16 protein-coding genes are annotated in these 13618 nt (G+C 59.5%); 8 read left to right on the forward strand and 8 right to left on the reverse strand.

Features of this window, described 5'->3' with window-relative positions; genetic code table 11:
* Positions 1 to 56: 56 nt before the first annotated feature.
* A complete protein-coding gene (locus Q0677_RS03985; protein ID WP_298906095.1) occupies positions 57 to 2765 on the reverse strand; it encodes a hypothetical protein in 2709 nt (902 codons plus the stop codon).
* A 173-nt stretch (positions 2766 to 2938) separates the two neighbouring features.
* Between Q0677_RS03985 and Q0677_RS03990 the strand changes: the two genes are divergently transcribed.
* Complete coding sequence (locus tag Q0677_RS03990) at positions 2939 to 3631, forward strand: SIMPL domain-containing protein (protein ID WP_298906098.1); 693 nt, start codon at positions 2939 to 2941, stop codon at positions 3629 to 3631.
* 74 nt (positions 3632 to 3705) lie between these two features.
* On the opposite strand, the gene Q0677_RS03995 is transcribed toward Q0677_RS03990, so the two are convergent.
* Positions 3706 to 4998 (reverse strand): O-acetylhomoserine aminocarboxypropyltransferase/cysteine synthase family protein, encoded by a 1293-nt coding sequence (locus Q0677_RS03995; protein WP_298906101.1) that lies wholly within the window; start codon positions 4996 to 4998, stop codon positions 3706 to 3708.
* Positions 4999 to 5178: 180 nt separating this feature from the next.
* Here Q0677_RS03995 and Q0677_RS04000 point away from each other — a divergent pair, with 180 nt between their 5' ends.
* Positions 5179 to 5592, forward strand: coding sequence for a VOC family protein (locus tag Q0677_RS04000; RefSeq protein ID WP_298906103.1), 414 nt, complete (start codon positions 5179 to 5181; stop codon positions 5590 to 5592).
* Positions 5593 to 5611: 19 nt separating this feature from the next.
* Here the strand turns inward: Q0677_RS04000 and Q0677_RS04005 are convergent, their stop codons facing one another.
* Together Q0677_RS04005 and Q0677_RS04010 are read right to left on the reverse strand one after the other, a co-directional pair.
* Positions 5612 to 6151 carry a lecithin retinol acyltransferase family protein gene (locus Q0677_RS04005; RefSeq protein WP_298906106.1) on the reverse strand — a complete coding sequence of 180 codons (540 nt, stop codon included), beginning with the start codon at positions 6149 to 6151 and terminating at the stop codon, positions 5612 to 5614.
* A gap of 109 nt (positions 6152 to 6260) precedes the next feature.
* On the reverse strand, positions 6261 to 7277 hold the full coding sequence (locus tag Q0677_RS04010; RefSeq protein ID WP_298906108.1) for a hypothetical protein: 1017 nt from the start codon (positions 7275 to 7277) through the stop codon (positions 6261 to 6263).
* A 113-nt stretch (positions 7278 to 7390) separates the two neighbouring features.
* Here Q0677_RS04010 and Q0677_RS04015 point away from each other — a divergent pair, with 113 nt between their 5' ends.
* Positions 7391 to 7804, forward strand: a complete 414-nt coding sequence (locus Q0677_RS04015; protein ID WP_298906110.1) for a hypothetical protein — start codon at positions 7391 to 7393, stop codon at positions 7802 to 7804.
* Positions 7805 to 7807: 3 nt separating this feature from the next.
* On the opposite strand, the gene Q0677_RS04020 is transcribed toward Q0677_RS04015, so the two are convergent.
* The 4 genes from Q0677_RS04020 to Q0677_RS04035 all read right to left on the reverse strand — a co-directional run bounded on the left by Q0677_RS04020 (position 7808) and on the right by Q0677_RS04035 (position 10463).
* On the reverse strand, positions 7808 to 8302 hold the full coding sequence (locus tag Q0677_RS04020; RefSeq protein WP_298906112.1) for a flavin reductase family protein: 495 nt from the start codon (positions 8300 to 8302) through the stop codon (positions 7808 to 7810).
* Between the two features lie 133 nt (positions 8303 to 8435).
* A complete protein-coding gene (locus Q0677_RS04025; protein WP_298906114.1) occupies positions 8436 to 9494 on the reverse strand; it encodes a YeeE/YedE family protein in 1059 nt (352 codons plus the stop codon).
* A 52-nt stretch (positions 9495 to 9546) separates the two neighbouring features.
* Entirely contained in the window at positions 9547 to 9918 is a 372-nt protein-coding gene (locus tag Q0677_RS04030) for a metalloregulator ArsR/SmtB family transcription factor (protein ID WP_298906117.1), read from the reverse strand.
* A 140-nt stretch (positions 9919 to 10058) separates the two neighbouring features.
* Positions 10059 to 10463: a hypothetical protein gene (locus Q0677_RS04035; RefSeq protein WP_298906120.1), complete on the reverse strand. Its 405-nt coding sequence runs from the start codon at positions 10461 to 10463 to the stop codon at positions 10059 to 10061.
* A gap of 85 nt (positions 10464 to 10548) precedes the next feature.
* Here Q0677_RS04035 and Q0677_RS04040 point away from each other — a divergent pair, with 85 nt between their 5' ends.
* The 5 genes from Q0677_RS04040 (at position 10549) to soxA (ending at position 13596) form a co-directional block, all read left to right on the forward strand.
* Positions 10549 to 11286 carry a cytochrome c biogenesis CcdA family protein gene (locus Q0677_RS04040; RefSeq protein WP_298906123.1) on the forward strand — a complete coding sequence of 246 codons (738 nt, stop codon included), beginning with the start codon at positions 10549 to 10551 and terminating at the stop codon, positions 11284 to 11286.
* Between the two features lie 156 nt (positions 11287 to 11442).
* Positions 11443 to 11919 (forward strand): sulfur oxidation c-type cytochrome SoxX, encoded by a 477-nt coding sequence (soxX, locus tag Q0677_RS04045; RefSeq protein WP_133488657.1) that lies wholly within the window; start codon positions 11443 to 11445, stop codon positions 11917 to 11919.
* 40 nt (positions 11920 to 11959) lie between these two features.
* Entirely contained in the window at positions 11960 to 12376 is a 417-nt protein-coding gene (soxY, locus tag Q0677_RS04050) for a thiosulfate oxidation carrier protein SoxY (RefSeq protein WP_298906128.1), read from the forward strand.
* 17 nt (positions 12377 to 12393) lie between these two features.
* Entirely contained in the window at positions 12394 to 12723 is a 330-nt protein-coding gene (soxZ, locus tag Q0677_RS04055; RefSeq protein WP_133488653.1) for a thiosulfate oxidation carrier complex protein SoxZ, read from the forward strand.
* 24 nt (positions 12724 to 12747) lie between these two features.
* Complete coding sequence (soxA, locus tag Q0677_RS04060) at positions 12748 to 13596, forward strand: sulfur oxidation c-type cytochrome SoxA (protein WP_298906132.1); 849 nt, start codon at positions 12748 to 12750, stop codon at positions 13594 to 13596.
* Positions 13597 to 13618 lie beyond the last annotated feature (22 nt).

Here is a 13618-nt window from a genome sequence, read left to right on the forward strand (position 1 = left end):
TGAATAAAAACGGGCCGAAGCGTGACAGCGTTTCGGCCCTTTTTTGTCTGATCACATCACCCGAAGGGCAGGATGTTCAGCGTCACTGTCCGGCCGCCCTTTTGATAGATCAGCTTGGTGGTCGAGATCGAGACGACCTTGCCGCCGTCCAATCGGCTGCCCACGCCAACCTTCACATAACGCCCCGAAGGCATACGCACCAACGCACGGCGGGACGAGGCCGGGCCGTAAATCCCGATCAGGCTGACCTTCCGCAGGTTGATGGCATTCTTGATCGTCGCTTGTTTAGCCACCGAGGCCCGTGTGGGAATTGCAGGACCCGTGGTTTGCGGCGCCGCTGCGACAGCGACGCTGCCATCCGATGCGTTTCCATTCGGGCGGGCCTGCGCCACGATGCGCGAAAAGTTCGAGGGGCGCGCTTTGGGGGCCGTCGAACGGGACACGGCCAGAGCGGTCGGTGCGATGCCAGCCGCGGCAGCGTTTTCGCCCGACAGAGCCGCGGCAATGGCATCCGCCTGCGCTTGTGCCTGTTCCTGCGCCGCCGCTATGATCGCGTCTGGGCGACCGCGCGGGCGCAATTGCGCCAGCTCGGTGCGCGTACGGCCCCCGAGCAGCAGGCGCTCGTTCCCTTCGGTAATCCCATCGGGGCGGGCGCGGGGGCGGATCGTTGGTGCAGCGTCGACCGCTTCGGTTGGCGCGTCTGTCGCGTCGTCCGTCGCAGTCTCGTCCAAGGCTGTCTGGCTTTGCTCGGGCCGTGGGGCTGGGGCAGGGATCACATCCGGGCGGCCTGCGATGACCACCGCACCTTCCGGGGTCAGCGCGCCCTCGGGTGTGGCTTCGACAAAGCCGCGTTCATCCAGATTGAACACGGTTCCAAGCGGCGGCGGCGCGGTAGTATTCGGAAGCGGCCCCCCCATCTGATCTGCCCGAAACGGGGTCAGGGCGACCGCATCATGACCCACCGTTTGCGGGTCGATCGAGGCCACATAGAGATCATCAATCCGGCCCGTCGTCGCGTCGCTCAGCGGTTCGGGCGCGCGCTGCCAAATCCCGGTGGCTGCATAACGCGCCTGCGCGGCTTCTTCGGTCAGAGGCTCGGGTAGTTGGTTGTCCAGCGCCTCGTCCCCCTCGACAAGCGAAGGATCGATTAGCGTGCTCTCTGCGCCGAATACCTCGTCTTCGTCAGCCTCAGACTGGTTGGATGCGATGGCTGCTTCAAACTGGTCGATCTGGCTAGAGTCGCGCGATGTATCTGTGTCTGACAGAAACAGCATGGACCAGAGAACCAAAATTCCTAAGAACGCCAACAGGCCGAGAATAAGGTACAGCGCCAAGAAGCGCGGCTTGCCGCCAACCTGCTGCGTCTTGCGCGCGCCAAATACGGTGAGCGCCTCGGCCTCTTGCGACCAAGTGCCGGCTTCGTCCGCGGATGGGGTGTTGCCTTCGGCAAGCGGAGGCGGCGCGACGGCGGTGACCTGCGGCTCAGCAGGGGGCACCGGCTTGCTGCGCCCCTTGCGCAACAACTGCCCCCCCAATTGGGACAAGGCCGCCGCGCGACCAGGTTTCTGATCGAGCTCTGCCGTAGCGCTGTGGCCGGAGGGCGCGGGCGGAATTGTACTGGCCGCTTGGCCTACCGGAGCGCTGGAAAGCTCGGGCGCGGGTTTCGCCTTTTCCGTTTTGGACGGTTTCGGGTCCGTCTCGAACGCAACAGGCGCGGTCACAGGTACGTGGACCGTTGATGGCGGGGCGGGCGGAATGGCGGGCTTGTTGGTCTCGGAGGCGGGCTCGGAGGCTGTTAGGCTAAGGGATAACCGCGGCTCAGCCGGAAGTGGATCAGTCTCAGGAGGCGCTTCAGCCGGCGCTTCCGGGGCGACCTCAGCCTCGGCGTCGGCGGTCCGGGTGGAGGAAAAGCCGATAACGGGCGCCTCGGGCTCTTCCGGTTCAGGCGCTGGCGCTTTGGGGACGACCGGATCGGCGACGGGTTTGTCCACCGCATCGCGTTTGGGCTTGGATTTTTTCTTCTTTTTGGCAGGGCGTGGCGTCGGCGCGTCTTTCACGTCTCCTGCCGGCTCCTCTGGTGTCGGCGGGAAGGGGGCAAGCTCGGGAATGTCGCTGGTCGTTGGGGCGACAGGTGGTTCCTGTTCGGCTTGTTCAGCGGCTGGCGGCGGTGTCGGATCGTCCTGCGTTAAAGGCGCTTCTTCTTCGACAGCCTCGATCATGACCGGCTCGGTATCCAGAAGCTTGGGAACTGGGTACGCGTCACGGTCCAGAACCGTTGTGCTGCCCTCCAAAGACCCGAAATACACCTCGCCCGAGAACGCACCTTTGGGACGTGCTACGAACCCCAGCGGGTTCATCGCGTGGTCTTGCGCAAAGTTCAAAGCCTCGTCCAGCGTGTCGCGAGCGACAACGGCCACATGGACCATCGCCTCTTCGCTGTCGTCAAGTTGCCAGTCAAAAACCAGATCCTCGACCGGATATGGGGTCAACCCGTCCAGCCCTTCGCGAATGCGCGCCTCGCGCGTGATGTCATCGGGGCCGGGGGCGGTCATCGAGGTGAAGAGGATCTGCGTTCCGGGCACGATCAGCTTGGTGGCGAACACACCCGAGCTAAGTGTCGTGGCGGTGTCGCGCATCGCCGTTAAAGCCGCGCTGAGGTCGGGATCGTCCAGGGCAACCTTGCCCACAAGCTGCCAGCCGTCCTTGCCGCGATGGACAAGACCGATCCCATCGGGATTAAGATCAAGCGCAAAGCTTGGTTTCATGCAGCCCTTGTCCCCTCGAAAATACCTGAAGTCAGGCATACCTTTTGCGGCCTTACAACCGCCGAATACGTGATTGAAACTACAGCAGGAATTTGCTCATGGAAAGGGGGCGTGCGGTCGCGCCCTTGCCAGTGGCGAAAGACAGCGCAATCTGTTGGAAAAAGGAGCTTAAGATGCGGAAACTTTTATCCATTATCGCGATTTCCATTGCCGCAGCAGGTGTGGGCCATGCCGAGATTGCAACGGTCCCGCAACTGACCGTGACCGGGCAGGGCGTGGCGCAGGTCGTGCCCGATATGGCGCGGGTCAGTCTGGGCGTGAGCGAGCGGTCGGACGATGCAGGGCAGGCACTTGATGCGGTCGCCATGTCTATCGCGCGCATGCTGACTAAACTGACCGAGGCGGGTGTGGCCGAGCGCGACATTCAAAGCACACAAGTGAACCTGTCGCCGCAATATGACTACAACCGCAAGAACAACGGCGCACCGGTTCTGGTGGGATTCGTGGCCAGCTCGACCCTGTCGGTGAAGGTGCAGGATCTGTCGACGCTTGGGGCAATTATGACGGCCGTGACCTCGGTTGGCGCGAATGAAATCCACGGGTTGCAGTTTGACGTGAAGGACCGTGTTGGCGCTGAAGACAGTGCCCGCGCGCTGGCCGTGAAGGACGCGATGCGCCGCGCCACAGTGTTGGCTGAAGCTGCGGGGCTGAAGCTCGGATCTGTTTTGATGATGCAGGAAGGCGGCGCGTCGCCCGGGCGTCCGGTCATGATGGCGATGGAGCGCGTTGCGGCAGATATGCCCATAGCCGCTGGTGAAATGGGCATCAATTCCAGCGTCACGATGGTGTTTGAGTTGGTTGAGTAAGCCACCCTAAAGTGCTGAAATAAAAAGAACCCCGCCAACTTGGCGGGGTTCTCTTGTTTCTACTGTGACGGTGTTTACGCCGTCGCAGCCGCCAGCGCCTGATCCAGATCGGCGATGATGTCGGCTGCATCTTCGCTCCCGATCGAGATGCGGACCACATTCGGGGCCGCGCCTGCAGCAACCTGCTGCTCTTCGCTCAGCTGACGGTGCGTGGTCGAGGCCGAGTGGATGATCAGCGACCGCGTGTCGCCAAGGTTTGCCACGTGGCTGAACAGTTTCAGGTTGTTGACCAGCTTCACACACGCCTCGTAGCCGCCTTTGACGCCCACGGTGAACAGCGCACCCGGACCTTTGGGGGCAATCGCCTTGGCACGGTCGTGATAGGGCGACGAGGGCAGGCCCGCATAGCTGACGCTTTCGATGCGGTCGTCAGCCTCCAGCCATTCAGCGACCTTCTGGGCGTTCTCAACGTGCTTCTGCATGCGCAGCGACAGCGTCTCGATCCCCATCAGCGTATAGTGCGCGCCTTGTGGGTTCATGGTCATGCCCAGATCACGCAGGCCAATCGCGATGCCGTGGAAGGTGTAGGCCATCGGGCCAAGCGCCGCGCCGAAGGTCAGGCCGTGATAGGCTGGTTCCGGCTGGCTGAAGGACGGGAATTTGTCCGAGGCCATCCAGTCGAACTTGCCCGAATCCACAACGCAGCCGCCGGTGACGGTGCCGTTGCCGGTCAGGTATTTGGTGGTCGAGTGCACGACGATGGTTGCACCCATCTCGATCGGGCGCACCAGATAGGGCGTGGCCGAGGTGTTGTCGACGATCAGCGGGACGCCAGCCTTGTCTGCAATCGCAGCCATGGCCGGGATGTCGGTCGGCACGCCTGCGGGGTTCGCGATGCTTTCGCAGAACACGGCGCGGGTGTTGTCGTCGATGGCGGCTTCGACAGCGGCCGGATCGTCGAAATCCACCAGCTTGGCTTCCCAGCCGAAGCGTTTGAAGGTCTGGGTAAACTGGGTGACGGTGCCGCCATAGAGCTTGTTCGACGCCACGATGTTCAGGCCCGGGCCCATCAGCGGGAACAGCGCCATGATCTGCGCGGCATGCCCGGACGAGCAGCAGAAGCCGCCTGCGCCGCCTTCCAGCGCCACGATGCGGTTGGCCAGCGCGCCAACGGTCGGGTTGGTCAGGCGCGAATAGATATAGCCTACCTCTTCCAGGTTAAACAGACGCGCCGCGTGGTCTGCGTCTTGGAAGACGTAAGCGGTGGTCTGGTAAATCGGCACCTGACGGGCGCCGGTGGCGGGATCAGGTTCGGTGCCTGCGTGGATTTGCAGCGTGTCAAAGCCCTGTGGGCGTTCGTCGGACATGGTTCTCTCCCTCATTCTTGGTCGCGGGAAGGCTAGGGCATTGCGGCGCGGGCATCAACGACCAAGCGGACTGGTTTGCGCAGTATTTTCCGATCAAGAAAGCTGGTCGCGCTGCATCTTCGGACTGGTCCAATTTCCCAAAACTCGTAAGCTGCGCAAAACACTGTTCCGGAGGCCCGCATGCTGACGCCCTTTCACCTTGCCATCAACGTGACCGATCTTGACGAAACCCGCGCGTTTTACGGCGGTGTTCTGGGCTGTGCCGAGGGACGCTCGACCGACACATGGGTCGATTACAGCTTCTTTGGGCATCAGCTCAGCCTGCATCTGGGGGCGCCGTTTGCCACCGCGAACACCGGAAAAGTCGGCGCACACATGGTCGCCATGCCCCATTTCGGCGTGGTGCTGGCTTATGACGACTGGCGTGCGCTGGCGGACCGGCTCGAGGCCGCGGGCACCGACTGGGTCATCGCCCCCACGGTGCGGTTCGAGGGAGAACCGGGTGAGCAATGGACGATGTTCTTTCGAGACCCCTCAGGCAATCCGATTGAGGTGAAAGGGTTTCGGGATATGGACGGGGTGTTTGCGGGGTAGGATGGAATCTAGCTGTGTTTTATGCGGGCCCGTCTTCAACGCGCTTCGCTGTCGCCTTTGCAGTATACAGTGCGATAACTGCACCTAAGGAGGCTCCTAAGAACAACTTGAGTGTATTGGGGGCATTTGCGAGACTGGCAACTACCGTGGCGCCTATAATCGAACCACCGACGGCTGCTGTCACTTGACGCGAGGTGACTTCGAGTCCCAACACGTAATTTTTAAAGTGCTCACAATTGTTTGACGATGCGCAATATTTCCAGCTATCGATTTGCTCTCGGGCTAACTTCAAAACCTCACTCACAGGGCGTTTGTTTTCCGTTTGGACTACGTAAGTGTTTCTTTTTCCAGCGACGATGTCATATGGCTCCTCTCGGACAGTGCCATTTCTTTGCGTTGCGGAAATAAGCATCAGCTTTCCGGCGGCGCACCTGCGATCACTGACCACTGAATAATGCTGGTATGCTCCCATATCTGTTACGACTACATCGCCTGCAGCCCATTTGTTCTTTTGCACGGTTTGATTCTCCAAATTTCCGAAAGCAATTTTAGCGACCATTGGTCGGTCAAAAATCTACCTATGGTAATTTTAGTGGTAATCAAGCTCTTGCGGCAAACTTCAGAGAAATTTGTAGTGGATTGATGCTACGAGAAACCAATTGCCCCCCTCACCGCATCCAAAACCCTTCGCGTTTGATCTTATTGCGAATGGCCTGTTCTTTACGAGGCAGGTTGTCTTGGTCAAACAGCGCACGGACTTTCTGGCCGCGTCCCTGAAAGATCATCCGTTTCATCGGGTCGTATTCTTTCAGAACCTTTTTGATCTTGTTCGGGGCGGTGGCGGCTTCGATCACCTCGATCGCGCGGTCGCTTTCTCGGGCATAGGCCAAGGGCAGGATGCGCCAGTGACAACTGATATCGCCGTCCAGACCGTCCAGTTCCGGTCCCGGACGCCCGCCACCAAAGCTTGAGATCACAAGGGGCAGTGCGATTTGATCCAGCCAGGGATAGAGCGTCTGGCAGACCAGTTCTTCGGGGCCGTCATGGTGGATCGCGACGGCGTAGTCTTTAAACCGGCGGCCAAATTCGCGCGGGCAGGGGCCAAAGAACCAGCCTGCGTTGAAATACATATAGCGCTGCCAATATTCGTCCGGCTGGCTCAGGTCCAAAGACGCCTCGAAATCCAGCCCGAACTTGTCATAGAGCGACTTCCACGTCTGGGTATAGCCCGGCCCGTAAAGTTCAATCGTGGGCCACGTATTCTCGCGTTTCATCGAGGCCGAGGGGCGTGTGTAGGGGATCGGCAGTTCGGACAGTTTGCCGGTGATCACCGTGTCGGTGTCAAAGAACAGGAACGGCTCGCCTTCGGGTAGGGCCAGCAGCGCTTCGATCTTGTTGCCATTGGGATAGTGATGGCCGAACTCATTGCTCTCGAAGGGCACGATCTCGGCCCCCAGCATTTCCAACGTCTCGCGGATATGTGGCTTCAGGCGCGGGTCGTCGGGCCACAGGTCTCCGGGCTGCGGTTCGGCGACCAGCAGGCGCCCCTGAAAAGCCGGGTCGCTGTGGCGCAGGCTGGCGGCAAACAGGATCGCCTCATAGGCCAGACGGCCATCCTGCGCGACGATGACAACATTGGGTGCCGTCGTGGTGGGCATCTCTGCCGGTTCCGAGGTTTTTGTCATCACTGCTTTGCCCGCGCTGTTCTTTCGGGCAGTATAGTCAGGAATGAAACGAGTCTGGAAGAGCGCAGGCGGGTTTGCAGGCGTGTCTCGGGCGATATTTAAGGGACGAGTTGATGCGTAAATTTCTTGCGATGACAGCGCTTTGTGTCGGGGTTGCCGCCCCCGTGGCCGCACAGAACTTCACCACAGCCGCCGAAGTGCGCCCGATCTTGAATGCCACGCAGGCAAATTGGGTGGCCGTGCGCGAGTTCGATGGGCAAGACCTATTGTATTTCACCCATCTTTTGGCGTGGCGTTGTGGACTTGAGGCTATTCATTTCAGCGTGAACGGTGGCGAGGAAACGCAGTTCGAGGCCGAGCCCTGTTACGAGGATGAACCGACGCCCAACGGGCTGAAGGTTACCGATATTCTGCCCTATCAGCAGTTCGCGCTTCAATCGGTGGAGACCGTCGAAGTCCGTATCGTCTATGATGATGGGGCCGAGACCGTGGCAAAGTTCGACCGCGCCCAGATCCAGATCCCGTAAGCGTTAGACGTTCGGTGTAAAGCGCCCGAAATGCCCTGCTTGGAATGCCAGCGGGGCGCCGGGGTCCAGCGTGACGCGCAGAACGTCTCCGATCATGATCGAATGATCGCCGCCGGGGTGGACCGTGTGGGTTGCGCATTCAAATCGGGCCAAGCAGTCCTCGAACAGCGGCACGTCATGTGCGCCGTTTATCAGGTCTACCGGTGAGAAATCCGCACCGTTCATGGCGAAGTGACGCGCAAGCTCGGTCTGGTCTTCTTTCAAGACGTGAATGGCGAAGTGCGAGGCCGCGACAAACGCGTCGTGGCGCTCGGAGACATGGGCTGGGCACCACAGGATCAAGGGTGGGTCCAACGAGACCGAGGTGAAGCTGTTCACCGTCATCGCAATCGGGCCGGTGTCAGACGCGGCGGTCACAACGGTCACGCCCGTCGCAAACTGCCCCAAGGCCTGACGGAATTCACCCGCGTGGTCCGGGCTGGGGGTGAAGCTGCTCATCGGCAATCCGTCCTGTGTTCGCGCATCGGGGCAGGGGGCTGACGGTCAGCGATACCCTGCGGTTCGGCGCGGACACTAACCCGAGTGAAACAGGGTGGAAAGGGCGAAAAGCGACGTTTGTTGGGGGGATTGCTCACTCGGCCACGGCAAAACCTTGGATCAACTGGCGCAGGCCAAGCCAAGCGCCTGCGATGATCGCCAGAAACGTCACAGGTGCCCCGTAGTACAGGATCGAGAACGCCGACAATCCTTGCCCGATCGAACAGCCAAAGCCGATTACGGCGCCGAAGCCCATGATCACCGCGCCACCAATCTGACGCTTCAGCTCGCGCGGGTCTTCGCAGGCTTCCCAGCGGAAATGGCCCTTGAACAGACTGCCGATGAACGCGCCCGCTAGCACGCCGACGACGGACCCGACGCCGAAGTTCAGGTTGTTGCCCGACGAGGTCATCAGATAGATGATCATGTCGCCCAACGGGGCCGAATAGGTGTGGCTTTCCACCGGGATGGCCGAAAACCCGTGCTCCAAAATCCACGCTGTGCCGCCCCAGCCAATGACGACCGCAATGCCGGCGATAACGGACCAGAAAAGTTCGAGCTTAGCGTGGCGTAGCTCGGGATTTGCCAGCATAGCGAGCAACAAGACCAGACCCGCGCCTATCCCAACCGAGGCTGCCGACAGGCCGCTCAGGCGTTCAACGGCGAAAGCAAGCGAGGGCAGGGCGGTTTCATCCACCGGGTTTTCAGGGAAGATCGACACGCGCAGCCCGGACAGAGGTCCCGAGATCGCGACATAGGCCGATAGCCCCATCACCAGCACAATGACGAAAGACCGAAGATCTCCGCCCCCCAGACGGGCCAAGGCGCCGAAGCCGCAGTTGCCGGATAAAGCCATGCCATAGCCAAACAGAAGCCCGCCAATGATCGAGGCCATCGGGTTCCAACCGATCCGCAGATAGGTCGCCTCGGCTGCGGGCAGGTGTCCGGTTGCGATCAGAAGGTGGCTGCCGATCATCGCGACACCGATGGCCACGCCCCACATGCGCATGCGCAGGCCCGAGCGCGCATAAAGCGCGTCCTCGATGGCGCCCAATGTGCAGAAACGGCCCAAGCGGGCGGCAAGTCCCAGAAGGATGCCACCGATCAATCCAACGATTGCGGCTAGTGATGCGTCGCTGATCCAGTCGTACATGGAACCTCACAATTCCAGTTGGCGTTGGACAGGCTTGCGAAAGGGGTGGCTGTTACTCAGCCGCTTTAGGAAGTTCCGAAGCCGATGGTGTGTCGATCGAGCAGAACAGCTCGTAGATCACTTCCAAGATACGCCGCGGACGATCATCTGTCAGCGAATAATAGATCGTTTTGCCTTCGCGACGCGGCGTCACAAGACCTTCAAGGCGCAAACGGGCCAGCTGTTGCGACACGGCGGCCTGACGGGCGTGCAGCAGCTTTTCCAGCTCGGTCACGGATTTTTCGCCTGTTACCAGGTGGCACAGGATCATCAAGCGCCCCTCGTGGCTGATCGCCTTGAGAAGGGTCGATGCATCGCACGCGCTGGACATCATCTTGTCCAGCTCTTCGTTTGACATGTCTTCCTTGATAACGGGCAGTGCCATGTGAACAGGTCCTTGTGGTCCATTACTGTTACTGGCCCCCTATTAATAGGAGGCAGGTTCATTTGCAATCGTTGTAACAGTCAGATGAACAAGACGTGTTCTGACTGCAATACCGTTGAAACTAAGGCGCTCGGCGCGGTTTAGCTTCCTTCTTGAACGACCGTTGGCGTGACGTAATCCGTGTTCTCCAGAAGCATCTGCTCCAACAGACCCCAGAAGAAGTCCTCGCCCGGATAGCCCTGAAGGCGGGCAAGTTCCTTGCCGTCTTCAACCAGCAGGAAAGTGGGCGTAAAGACCACAGGGCGCGCTGGCATCACACCAAGCGTGCCGGGGCCATCCGATCGTTTCAGGTCATGCAATTTCACTTTGCGAAGCGGCGCATATTTGCCTTCCGAGGTTTTCGGATAGATCTCGCCAAGTTCGCTTTCCCATTTTGCGCACCACGCGCAGCCGGGCTCTTCGACCATGATCAACTCGGCAGCCTGCGCGGCAAATCCGAACCCAATCAGGGCAGTAGAGAGCAAACTTAAAGTAACTTTCCGCATCCCGGAGCCCACTTCTTGACAATTGGTTGACCTTCGTTTCATGCAATAGATAAATTGAATATGTTCTAATTTCAAGGAAGCCCTGATGCTCGATATATCCTTTGCCGGAGCGGCGCTTGCGGGGCTTCTGTCGTTCTTCTCGCCCTGTATCCTGCCGATGGTGCCGTTCTACCTGTGCTATATGGCTGGTCTGTCGATGACCGAACTTACAGGCGAGGGCAAGATCAATCCCGGTGCTCAGCGCAGGCTTGTCATCGCGGCCATCGCCTTTGCGTTCGGTGTCACATCCATTTTCATGCTTCTAGGGCTCGGGGCCACGGCTTTGGGGGCGGCTTTTGCGCAGTACCAGCAGGAACTCAGCTATCTGGGAGCGGCCGTTTTGGTTCTGTTCGGGCTACATTTTCTGGGCATCATGCGAATCCCCTTTCTGTATCGCGAAGCCCGACTGGACGGGCCCACGCAGCCGAGCTCGATTCTTGGTGCCTATCTGATGGGACTGGCTTTTGGATTTGGCTGGACACCCTGCGTCGGCCCTGCGCTGGCGTCGATTCTGATGATTGCAAGCGGGATGGGCGATCTGATGCGCGGTACGCTTTTGCTGGCTGTCTACGGTCTGGCGATGACGATGCCCTTCGTTCTAGCGGCCATGTTTGCGCGCCCTTTTTTGGCCTGGGTTGGGCGCAATCGAAAGTACCTGCCGTGGGTTGAGAGGGGCATGGGTGCCATGCTGATCCTATTTGCGATCCTGATCGTCTCGGGGCAGGTCAACCGGATCGGGCAGTGGCTTCTGGAAGCCTTTCCTGCGCTGGGAAGCGTTGGCTAAGTATGCTTTTCGATAAGTTTTAGAGATTTTGAGAAATAACACGCTAATTTGAGGGGGATCTATCGCAACATAATAATAATTCAAATAAAGGAATTTGATGTTGCGAAACTTGCTTCACATGCGTAGTTTGGCCGGACAACGGTTACGGGAGGAAACATGAAGCGGACAACGATCTCGCTTTGCACCCTGCTTATTGCAGGGCTGGGAGCGGCAAACGCCGAGACGGTGGCACCCACCGCCGTCGCATTCGAAGAAGGGGCTGTGGCCCAATCGCTGACCGGCGTTGCAGGGGATCCTGCGGCAGGCGCCACGGTCGTATCGACAAAATCGCAAGGCAACTGCGTTGCTTGTCACGAAATCACAGATTTGGCTGACGTGCCGTTCCACGGCGAAGTTGGTCCCATGCTGGATGGGGCAGGCGATCGCTGGAGCGAAGCAGAGCTGCGCGGCATCCTTGTGGACGCGAAAATGACCTTTGATGAATCGGTCATGCCATCGTTCTACAAGACCGAAGGCTTCATTCGCCTTGGCAAAGCCTACACTGGTAAAGCCCATGAAGGTGACGTCGAACCTCTGCTGACGGCTCAGCAGATTGAAGATGTTGTTGCCTATCTGATGACGCTCAAAGACTGAGCGGATCGGGGCTAAGAAATACACTCACAGGAGACTAGAGATGAAATTCACTCGACGTGATGCTCTGGCACTTGGGCTCGGCGCGACTGCCGTTGCCATGTTGCCGATGCGCGCACTGGCAGCTGCAGACGAGGCCGTTGCGGCCTTTACCGGCGGCGCTGAAACCGGCGAAGGCGGGATCACCCTGACCGCGCCGGAAATTGCTGAAAACGGCAACACTGTTCCGATTTCGGTCGACGCCCCCGGCGCTGTATCGATCCTGCTGCTGGCTGCTGGCAACCCGACCCCGGGTGTCGCCCAGTTCACCTTTGGCGAGGCTGCCGGTTCGCAGGCCGCTTCAACCCGCATTCGTCTGGCTGGCACGCAGGACGTTGTTGCGATTGCCAAAATGGCAGATGGCAGCTTCGTAAAAGCGTCGTCGACCGTAAAAGTCACCATCGGCGGCTGCGGCGGCTAAGTTAGGAGATCAGAGATATGGCAAAAGGTGCAAAACCCCGCGTAAAGGTCCCCAAGACGGCTGCTGCCGGCGACGTTGTGACCATCAAGACCCTGATCAGCCACAAGATGGAATCGGGTCAGCGTAAGGATAAAGAGGGCAACCTCATCCCGCGTTCGATCATCAATCGCTTCACCTGCGAGTTTAACGGCAAGTCGGTCATCGACGTGACGCTGGAGCCCGCAATCTCGACCAACCCTTACGTCGAATTTGACGCCAAGGTCGATGAAGCCGGTGATTTCAAGTTCACTTGGTACGATGATGACGGGTCTGTCTATGACACGACCAAGTCGATCGCTATCGGCTGAGGAATGCGCAGGGAGGAGAACATAATGAAAAAAGGCATCGCAGCACTTGTAGCTGCCTCGACCATCTTCGGGGCAGCCGCCGCAACAGCCGATGAAAGCGCTGAACTCACCATCAATGGCGAGATCGATATTGTCACCAAAACCGCCGCACCCGCGCATCTGTCGGATACGCTGGACGAGGTTCTGTCTGGCTGGCGTTTCCGCTCGGATCAGACACAGGAAATGCAGATGGACGACTTCGACAACCCCGGCATGCTGGGCGTCGAAGCGGGCATCGAGATCTGGAACACTGTTGACGGGTCGAAAGGCAAATCCTGTGCGGATTGTCACGGTGAGCCCGAGGAGATGGCAGGCGTGAAAGCCGTCTATCCGAAGTGGAATGATCAGGCCGAAACGGTCCATACCCTTCAGATGGCCGTGAACAACTGCCGTGAAAAAGCCATGGGTGCCGAGCCGTGGAAGTATGATGCATCCGACGCGATCAACATCGAAGCCCTTCTGGCGTCGGTATCGCGCGGCATGCCGGTGAATGTGGCCATCGACGGTCCGGCGGAAGCCATGTGGGAACTGGGCAAAGAGCTTTATTATACCCGCACTGGTCAGCTGGAGCTGAGCTGCGCCAACTGTCACGAAGACAACTATGGCAACATGATCCGTGCCGACCACCTGTCGCAGGGTCAGATCAACGGTTTCCCGACCTACCGTCTGAAAAACGCCAAGCTGAATGGGGTGCATTCGCGCTTCAAAGGCTGTGTACGTGACACGCGTGCTCACACCTATAGCCCGGGTTCGGAAGAGTTCATTGCTCTGGAACTGTACGTCGCCTCGCGCGGCAACGGTCTGTCGGTCGAAGGCCCATCGGTTCGCAACTAAATCACAGACCCCGCCCGGGCGT

Source organism: uncultured Aliiroseovarius sp. (genome assembly GCF_947492455.1).
Taxonomy (GTDB): Bacteria; Pseudomonadota; Alphaproteobacteria; order Rhodobacterales; family Rhodobacteraceae; genus Aliiroseovarius.

Coding starts and splice junctions, on each gene's coding strand:
- Q0677_RS03995 (WP_298906101.1), bottom strand. CDS start 4,998: ATGTCCGACGAACGCCCACAGGGCTTTGACACGCTGCAAATCCACGCA.
- Q0677_RS04020 (WP_298906112.1), bottom strand. CDS start 8,302: ATGAGCAGCTTCACCCCCAGCCCGGACCACGCGGGTGAATTCCGTCAG.
- Q0677_RS04015 (WP_298906110.1), top strand. CDS start 7,391: ATGCGTAAATTTCTTGCGATGACAGCGCTTTGTGTCGGGGTTGCCGCC.
- soxX (WP_133488657.1), top strand. CDS start 11,443: ATGAAGCGGACAACGATCTCGCTTTGCACCCTGCTTATTGCAGGGCTG.
- Q0677_RS04000 (WP_298906103.1), top strand. CDS start 5,179: ATGCTGACGCCCTTTCACCTTGCCATCAACGTGACCGATCTTGACGAA.
- Q0677_RS04010 (WP_298906108.1), bottom strand. CDS start 7,277: ATGACAAAAACCTCGGAACCGGCAGAGATGCCCACCACGACGGCACCC.
- soxA (WP_298906132.1), top strand. CDS start 12,748: ATGAAAAAAGGCATCGCAGCACTTGTAGCTGCCTCGACCATCTTCGGG.
- Q0677_RS04035 (WP_298906120.1), bottom strand. CDS start 10,463: ATGCGGAAAGTTACTTTAAGTTTGCTCTCTACTGCCCTGATTGGGTTC.
- Q0677_RS04025 (WP_298906114.1), bottom strand. CDS start 9,494: ATGTACGACTGGATCAGCGACGCATCACTAGCCGCAATCGTTGGATTG.
- Q0677_RS03985 (WP_298906095.1), bottom strand. CDS start 2,765: ATGAAACCAAGCTTTGCGCTTGATCTTAATCCCGATGGGATCGGTCTT.
- soxZ (WP_133488653.1), top strand. CDS start 12,394: ATGGCAAAAGGTGCAAAACCCCGCGTAAAGGTCCCCAAGACGGCTGCT.
- Q0677_RS04030 (WP_298906117.1), bottom strand. CDS start 9,918: ATGGCACTGCCCGTTATCAAGGAAGACATGTCAAACGAAGAGCTGGAC.
- Q0677_RS04040 (WP_298906123.1), top strand. CDS start 10,549: ATGCTCGATATATCCTTTGCCGGAGCGGCGCTTGCGGGGCTTCTGTCG.
- Q0677_RS04005 (WP_298906106.1), bottom strand. CDS start 6,151: ATGGTCGCTAAAATTGCTTTCGGAAATTTGGAGAATCAAACCGTGCAA.
- Q0677_RS03990 (WP_298906098.1), top strand. CDS start 2,939: ATGCGGAAACTTTTATCCATTATCGCGATTTCCATTGCCGCAGCAGGT.
- soxY (WP_298906128.1), top strand. CDS start 11,960: ATGAAATTCACTCGACGTGATGCTCTGGCACTTGGGCTCGGCGCGACT.